Origin of the sequence: Gymnodinialimonas ulvae, from assembly GCF_037543845.1 — a bacterium.
GTDB classification, from domain to species: domain Bacteria; phylum Pseudomonadota; class Alphaproteobacteria; order Rhodobacterales; family Rhodobacteraceae; genus Gymnodinialimonas; species Gymnodinialimonas ulvae.
In genome coordinates, this window is record NZ_JBBIFX010000001.1 from 2,014,996 (window position 1) to 2,021,569 (window position 6,574).

11 protein-coding genes are annotated in these 6,574 nt (G+C 62.7%); 8 read left to right on the forward strand and 3 right to left on the reverse strand.

Features of this window, described 5'->3' with window-relative positions; translation table 11 throughout:
- Nucleotides 1-11 precede the first annotated feature (11 nt).
- The gene (locus tag V8J83_RS09760) at nt 12-581 is read right to left on the reverse strand and encodes a methyltransferase family protein (protein ID WP_339985889.1); all 570 of its coding nucleotides are present in this window, start codon (nt 579-581) and stop codon (nt 12-14) included.
- Complete coding sequence (locus tag V8J83_RS09765; RefSeq protein WP_339985891.1) at nt 578-1,513, reverse strand: cation diffusion facilitator family transporter; 936 nt, start codon at nt 1,511-1,513, stop codon at nt 578-580. The genes V8J83_RS09760 and V8J83_RS09765 overlap by 4 nt, the downstream gene beginning before the upstream one ends.
- Before the next feature lie 74 nt (nt 1,514-1,587).
- On the opposite strand from V8J83_RS09765, the gene V8J83_RS09770 reads away from it, so the two are divergent.
- Nucleotides 1,588-2,037 (forward strand): MerR family transcriptional regulator, encoded by a 450-nt coding sequence (locus V8J83_RS09770; RefSeq protein ID WP_339985893.1) that lies wholly within the window; start codon nt 1,588-1,590, stop codon nt 2,035-2,037.
- Nucleotide 2,038: 1 nt separating this feature from the next.
- On the opposite strand, the gene V8J83_RS09775 is transcribed toward V8J83_RS09770, so the two are convergent.
- A complete protein-coding gene (locus V8J83_RS09775; RefSeq protein WP_339985895.1) occupies nt 2,039-2,566 on the reverse strand; it encodes a Crp/Fnr family transcriptional regulator in 528 nt (175 codons plus the stop codon).
- Nucleotides 2,567-2,621: 55 nt separating this feature from the next.
- Here V8J83_RS09775 and V8J83_RS09780 point away from each other — a divergent pair, with 55 nt between their 5' ends.
- From V8J83_RS09780 to V8J83_RS09810, 7 genes are all read left to right on the forward strand, one after another.
- Nucleotides 2,622-3,209 carry a hypothetical protein gene (locus V8J83_RS09780; RefSeq protein ID WP_339985897.1) on the forward strand — a complete coding sequence of 196 codons (588 nt, stop codon included), beginning with the start codon at nt 2,622-2,624 and terminating at the stop codon, nt 3,207-3,209.
- Between the two features lie 68 nt (nt 3,210-3,277).
- Nucleotides 3,278-3,592, forward strand: a complete 315-nt coding sequence (locus V8J83_RS09785; protein ID WP_339985899.1) for a hypothetical protein — start codon at nt 3,278-3,280, stop codon at nt 3,590-3,592.
- A 92-nt stretch (nt 3,593-3,684) separates the two neighbouring features.
- The gene (locus V8J83_RS09790; RefSeq protein ID WP_339985901.1) at nt 3,685-4,179 is read left to right on the forward strand and encodes a DUF411 domain-containing protein; all 495 of its coding nucleotides are present in this window, start codon (nt 3,685-3,687) and stop codon (nt 4,177-4,179) included.
- Nucleotides 4,176-4,640, forward strand: coding sequence for a c-type cytochrome (locus V8J83_RS09795; protein ID WP_339985903.1), 465 nt, complete (start codon nt 4,176-4,178; stop codon nt 4,638-4,640). The genes V8J83_RS09790 and V8J83_RS09795 overlap by 4 nt, the downstream gene beginning before the upstream one ends.
- A complete protein-coding gene (locus V8J83_RS09800; protein WP_339985905.1) occupies nt 4,637-4,981 on the forward strand; it encodes a copper resistance CopC family protein in 345 nt (114 codons plus the stop codon). Before V8J83_RS09795 ends, V8J83_RS09800 begins: the two co-directional genes overlap by 4 nt.
- A 3-nt stretch (nt 4,982-4,984) precedes the next feature.
- A complete protein-coding gene (locus V8J83_RS09805) occupies nt 4,985-5,863 on the forward strand; it encodes a CopD family protein (RefSeq protein WP_339985907.1) in 879 nt (292 codons plus the stop codon).
- 86 nt (nt 5,864-5,949) lie between these two features.
- Nucleotides 5,950-6,574 (forward strand): multicopper oxidase family protein (locus V8J83_RS09810; protein ID WP_339985909.1); only part of this gene is annotated, 625 nt, incomplete at its 3' end.

Consider the following 6,574-nt stretch of genomic DNA (forward strand, 5'->3'; position numbering starts at 1 on the left):
TCAGTGTCCTGTCAGCGGGGGAACCCGAGAAGCCTCGGTGTCCGTCTTCGATACGCGCGGTATCCAGCGCCGTAGACTTCTTCCAGCCATGGCTCTTCGGCAAAAGGGGCGAGAGCAAAGGCGACCACACCGCCCGTCGCGATGATCAACGCAGCGGGAGAAGCGGACAGGATCGCCCATCCGATCAGGATGCCCATGTCGGCCACGTATTGCGGATTGCGGGACCAACGATAGAAACCGTCGGTTTTCAGCTCGGCTTCCGCGCCGCTGGTCGCATCGAGGCCGATGCCCAAGGCCGCAGGCCAAACCACGGCATTACCCGCCAAGATCAGCGGCAGACCTACGCCCCAGCAAAGCCAGAGCGGCCAGTGCAGCATGTTCCATTCGGCAAGGGCCACAAGGATCGCACCTCCGAAAACTGCGAGAGTCGGGGGCCAGACCATGATCTGGCTGAGCCAGCTCACCCGTTGCGGGGGCCAAAGACGGCGCGCCGGAACAAGGATCGACCAGAGCAGCATTGCTATCAGAAAGGCTTCGCAGACAAGCGCGACGATCAGCGCGAAGGGAACAAGATCATTCATCCGTGCCGCTCCGCGCCATGCCCGCGCCCGCCGAACTCGGACGGTTCGTCGCAGGCGTGGCGCGCGCATTCCAGCTCCAGCGTTGTGTGCTCGATGTCGAACCGGTCAGATAGTGCGGCCTTGATCCGCTCCTTCACCGCGTCTGCGTCGGACCAAAGGCCCTCGGCAATGACGACATGCGCGTCCAATGCCGCACGGTTTTCGTCCATCTGCCAGAAATGCGCGTGGTGGATGCCCGTCACGCCGTCGATTCCGCGCACGGTATCAAGAACCGCGTCTGTCTCGATTTCCGGTGGTGAGCCGAGCATCAGGATACGGATCACCGGGCCGATCTCACGGAACGACTGCCACAGGATGTAACCCGCGATCAGCACCGTCACGAGAGGGTCGATCAGCCGCCAGTCATAGAGCAGGATCAGCGTCCCCGCGACGATCACCGCGACAGAGCCGAGCGCGTCGGCGACGTTGTGCAGGAACGCCGCGCGGATGTTCACACTGGATTTGGACATGGCATAGGTCAGCGCCGCCGTCACCGCATCCACGATCAGCGCGATGCCTGCGATGATGACGATCAGCCAGCCCTCGACAGGCTGCGGATCGGCAAAGCGCATTGCGGCTTCGTAGAGCAGGTAGAGACCGATCACGATCAGCGTGGTGTAGTTGATGAGCGCGGCCACGACCTCGACCCGACCGTAGCCGAACGTCATGTCGGCATCGCGAGGTCGCCGCGCGATCTTCCGGGCCGCGAAGGCGATGATGAGCGAGATCGCATCGGAAAAGTTGTGCAGCGCATCGGCAATAAGCGCCAGCGAGCCGGAGATGATGCCGCCAACGATCTGGGCGACTGTCAGACCCATGTTGACCGCGATGGCGGCGAAGACCCTGCGGTCGCCTGCCTCGGGATCGATGTGATGATGATGGCCGTGACCCATAGCGGCCGCTCCTTTCGATTCGTATCGTTTCAGGATAGATACGACCTACAGCGACTGTAGGTTCAAGGGGCGGCATGAAAGAATATTCCATCGGGCAGATGTCGCGCAGGACGGGCGTGAAGGTGACGACGATCCGATACTACGAAAGCCGGGGCCTGATCCCGGCACCGGCGCGCACGACAGGCGGGCAGAGGCGCTACGATGAAGCGGCGCTCGAACGGCTGGCCTTCCTGCGCCACGCGCGAGAGTTGGGTTTCGGCCTCGATGACATCGCCGATCTGATGGCGTTGGCAGAAGCCCCGTCAGAGGATTGCGCACCTGCCCATGAGATCGCACGCAAGCAGCTCGCGGCGGTGGACAGACGGATGACCATTCTCGCGCAGCTTCGGGAAGAACTGGTGCGGATGGCCAGTGCGGACGATCCAGGCCACGCCGGAGAGTGTCGTGTCATCGAGGTTCTGGGGGATCACCGGCTCTGTATCGGTGCGCACGACCTGCCGGACGAGACTTCCCCAAGGCCGTGAGTTACCGTCGTCGCGCCAACTCGCGATATAGCGCCGGTGGCGAAACACCGATCTGATCTGCGACCTTGATCCACTCGCCCTTCTCCGGCTCTCCGTGAAGCTCCAGCCATGCGTCCAGCCTTTCAGAGACGCGACGCAGGCGCAGTATCTCTATGCGTGCTCGTTGGACCTGAACCTCTCTGGCATGGGTTTCGATAAGGCTCAATGCCGCGCCCGGTTCATCTCGTAGCGCAGATAAGAAGTCAGGGCGCCGCACAACCGTGACTTCGGCGGACGTGCGCACGACCGCATCACAATGATAGGTTTCAGCAAACAGGGATGCCTCTGCCAGTGCATTGCCTGCCGTCGCAATATGCAGCGTCAGTGCAGTTCCGTCTTGCATAGGGCGTTCCAGCGCGACCGCGCCTTTACGCACCAAATACATGAACTTTACCCGATCTTCCTGCCGGAAGAGGACCGCTCCTTGCTCAAGCGTGCGCAATGGTGCCTCGTCGAATATGTGCTGCCAGTTAGACATGATAGAGATCATACGCGCATTCGGAAACATCCGCTAGAGTGCGGCGAAACTCAGGCGAGGGATGATAATGAGATTGAACGTGATACTGGCCGCGATGGTCATTGTGGGGGGTGCGGCCCTTGCCGTGGCACAAACGCTGCATACAGATCACAGCGCAGGGATGGATCATGCCGCTCATCGTCAGGCTGACCCTGCCGATAGGGGAGTTCTGACCGAACCGGGTCAGGGCGCGTTCGCGGCGCTTTCTGAAGTCGTGCGAGTGCTGGAAGCCGATCCCGATACGGATTGGTCTCGGGTCGATCTCGCGGGGCTACGGGCACATCTGGTCGATATGGACCGGCTCGTGTCGGATGCTGTCGCGACGGAAACGGACCTGCCGAACGGGTTGTCGATGATCGCGACCGGCGATGCGGAAACGATTGTGACGCTCCGGCGCATGGTTCCGGCCCATGCAGCACAGCTCGCACGGGATGATCGCTGGACAGTGGGCGCGGCGGAAGTTGAAAACGGTGTCGAGCTGCGCGTCACCAGTGATGATCCCGCCGTTGTTGCCCGGATCAAGGGGCTGGGCTTCTTCGGCCTGATGGCGAGCCAGGATCATCATCGCGAACATCATCTGATGATGGCGCTCGGGGAAGATGCACACGCGCATTGACGCCCGCGACAGGATGTATCGTGGCTTGCGGCTTGCAAATAACCGCATACCCCATGTAGGTATGCCCTATGAGTTTGATCCGACTTCTTCTTGTTGTCATGGTCGCGTTATCCGCCGCGGTTTCCGGGGCGATGGACGCGGGCCATGCGGTTATCATGGATCATAGCCACAGGGCGATGGATGTCGTGGCCGACGATCAGCCTGTATGCTGTTCGGAAAGCACAGAACGCAGCCAGACCTGCCACGCGCTTCCCGCGCTGCTTCCAGGTGGAGGCCACCACGACGAGGCCCCTGCAACGTGCGAGGACGTCTTCACCGCCGCAAGCCTGCTGCTGACGGGATTTGAGCCGTCCGGCCCTCTCGACCCGCCCCGCGCGGCGTGATGCTTGCCGCGTCCCCCCGTGTCGCGGTCCCTTCGTTGCAATCACATCAGAACGGGCTCTGCCCGTGCGTATTTCTGTCGAGAGGAAAAGACATGAAACCGATCAAGACACTACTCGCCTTCATCCCCGCCGTAGCACTTTCGCTCGGCCTCGCTTCGTTTGGCGCAGCCGATATGGCCCACGCCGACAATCATTCCGGCATGGCCGATCACGGCACGATGCACGTGACCAAAAGCCCGACCTGCGGCTGTTGCGGTGCCTGGGTCGCGCTAGCCCGCGAGGAAGGCTACGACATCGAGGTCACGGACACCCGCGATGTCACCAGTGTGAAGCTGGACAACGATGTGCCCGGCACGATGTGGTCCTGCCATACCGCGATGATCGACGGCTATGTGGTCGAAGGTCATGTGCCATTCGCGGCACTTGCGAAACTGCTGGAAGAACGCCCGGAAATTGACGGGATCGCGGTCCCCGGAATGCCTGGAGGCTCTCCCGGAATGGGAAACGATCCGACCGCGCGGTATGACGTGCTGGCCTTCGGTGGCGACGCCGGTGAGGGCGAGGTCTTCTACCAGGCCGGTCTGTGAACCGGACTGTGGCGCTCGGTCTTGGGGCAGTGGTTCTTGCGGGAGCCGCTGCCCTCGCCTTCGGGTGGGGCACCTCGGTACCCGCCCAAACTGTGCTGATGCCTTCCGACCCGGATGTGGTGGTACTTGGACAGGCGGTTTACGCCGAGAATTGCGCCTCCTGCCACGGCGCGGAGCTTGAGGGTCAACCCAACTGGCGGTCGCCCGGTGCTGACGGGCGGCTCCCTGCGCCGCCGCATGATGAAACCGGGCATACGTGGCACCATGACGGCGACACGCTGTTCCGGCTTACGAAATACGGGACCGGCGCTCTGATCGGTGATCCCGACTATCAATCCAATATGCCCATCTATGAGGGAGTTCTGACGGACGACGAGATCATCGCTGTCCTCAGCTATATCAAATCGACCTGGCCGCAGGAAATCCGCGAACGCCATGACGAAATGGAGAACAGACAATGAAGCAGATAATTCTGGCCATCGCGGTCATACTGGCAACCGCGGCAGCCGCGCTGGCCCATTCGAAGGCCGAAGACACGACACCGGCGAACGAGGCAACTGTCGAGACGGTCGAGGTTATCGAGCTGCGCTTCGATGATCCGATGCGTGTCACCGCGATCGCCCTGACCGGCCCTGACGGGGAACTGGACATCACCCGCGAAACCGGCCTCGATCCAGTGACGGAGTTTCGGGCCATGCCGCCCGAAGATATGCCTGCCGGAGCCTACACCGTGGATTGGCGCGGCCTGTCGTCCGACGGCCACCCGATGCAGGGCAGTTTCGACTTTACGGTCGCGGACTGACCGTTGGACGGGCTGGCCCCCATAGACACTTGGGCTCTTCTGGCGATCCTTGCGAAAGCCGCCGAATATGCGGCGGCGCTGGTCGCTATCGGAGGGCCGCTCTTCGTGGCGATCTTTAGATTTGCGCCGGATGACGTGCTGCGCCTGGCCCGGCAACTCGCCGTAGGGGCGGCGCTACTCGGTCTGGCGGCGTTGGCGCTCCGCTTCGGTATTCGGTCTGCCCGTATTTCCGGCATGGGTTTCGAAGGTGCTGTCGATCCCATGATTCTCGGCCTTGTCTGGGACAGTCCGCTCGGCACGGCGGCGCTCTGGCGCGGGGCGGGTGAACTGCTGATCCTTGCCGTGCTGATCGAGGGGACCATCGGTCTTGCAGCAAGCCTTCTGGGCGCATTGCTGGTGGCAGTGTCCTACACGCTGGTGGGCCATTCCCTTGGCGATCCGCGCTGGCTTCTTGCAGGTCTTGTTGGTGTGCATCTGCTGGCCGGGGCGTTCTGGATCGGCGCTCTCGCACCTTTGCATCGCGCGGCGGGCCTGACCAGTGGCGCAGCCCTGCTGCACCGCTTCGGCAGGATTGCCAGCGGGACCGTCGCTATCCTCGTCCTCGCGGGCCTCACGTTCGCATGGCTGATGGTCGGTTCCGTGGCTGGGCTGTTCGGAACGGCCTATGGTTGGACGTTGATCGCCAAGCTTGTGGTCGTCACTGGGCTTCTGGGCCTTGCCGCCAAGAACAAGCTCCGGCTCGTGCCCGCCCTTGCGTCCGGCGAGCCTTCGGCGTCCAGCAGGCTGCGCCGCTCGATCCGCATGGAAATCATCGCCGTCGCCCTGATCCTGCTGGCGACGGCTACACTGACCTCGATCACCACGCCCCCGGTGAACCTATGACTGGAAAACCGAAGATGACAGATATCTCACGACGCACGTTTCTGACCAGCGCTGCTGCTCTTAGTGGAACGGCCTTTCTCCCTAGAATGACATTGGCCGATACTGTTTTGCCGATACTGCGGGCCGCACCGTCCACGGCGCAACTTGCCCCTGCCGGGTATCCGGCCACGCCGGTTTGGGCCTACGCGACAGAGGGTGCGGGCACGATCCCCGGACCGGAAATCCGCGTCACGGCGGGCGAGCGGGTCCAGTATCGTTTGTTCAACGATCTGCCGCAGCCGACCGCCGTTCACTGGCACGGTATCCGCATAGAAAATGCGATGGACGGGGCGGCACCGCTGACGCAGGATCCGGTGCCGCCAGGCGAGACGTTCGACTATGACTTCGTGGCCCCTGATCCCGGCACCTACTGGTATCACTCCCACGACAGGGGGTTTGAACAGGTAGCGCGCGGGCTTGCCGGTCCCCTGATCGTGGAAGACCGGGAACCGTGGCTCGGCGAGCCGGGGGCCGCGACACGCGAATTGACGCTGGTTCTCGATGACTGGCTGCTCGATGCAGACGCCGCGATTGTCGAGGGCCGCTGGAACGATCTTCATGCCGCCGCGCATGGCGGGCGGATGGGCAACACGGTCACGGTGAACGGTAGGGCCTATCCCGACCTGGACATGCGACCAGGCGAGCGCGTGCGTCTGCGTCTTATCAACACCG

Coding starts and splice junctions, on each gene's coding strand:
- V8J83_RS09760 (WP_339985889.1), bottom strand. CDS start 581: ATGAATGATCTTGTTCCCTTCGCGCTGATCGTCGCGCTTGTCTGCGAA.
- V8J83_RS09765 (WP_339985891.1), bottom strand. CDS start 1,513: ATGGGTCACGGCCATCATCATCACATCGATCCCGAGGCAGGCGACCGC.
- V8J83_RS09770 (WP_339985893.1), top strand. CDS start 1,588: ATGAAAGAATATTCCATCGGGCAGATGTCGCGCAGGACGGGCGTGAAG.
- V8J83_RS09775 (WP_339985895.1), bottom strand. CDS start 2,566: ATGATCTCTATCATGTCTAACTGGCAGCACATATTCGACGAGGCACCA.
- V8J83_RS09780 (WP_339985897.1), top strand. CDS start 2,622: ATGAGATTGAACGTGATACTGGCCGCGATGGTCATTGTGGGGGGTGCG.
- V8J83_RS09785 (WP_339985899.1), top strand. CDS start 3,278: ATGAGTTTGATCCGACTTCTTCTTGTTGTCATGGTCGCGTTATCCGCC.
- V8J83_RS09790 (WP_339985901.1), top strand. CDS start 3,685: ATGAAACCGATCAAGACACTACTCGCCTTCATCCCCGCCGTAGCACTT.
- V8J83_RS09800 (WP_339985905.1), top strand. CDS start 4,637: ATGAAGCAGATAATTCTGGCCATCGCGGTCATACTGGCAACCGCGGCA.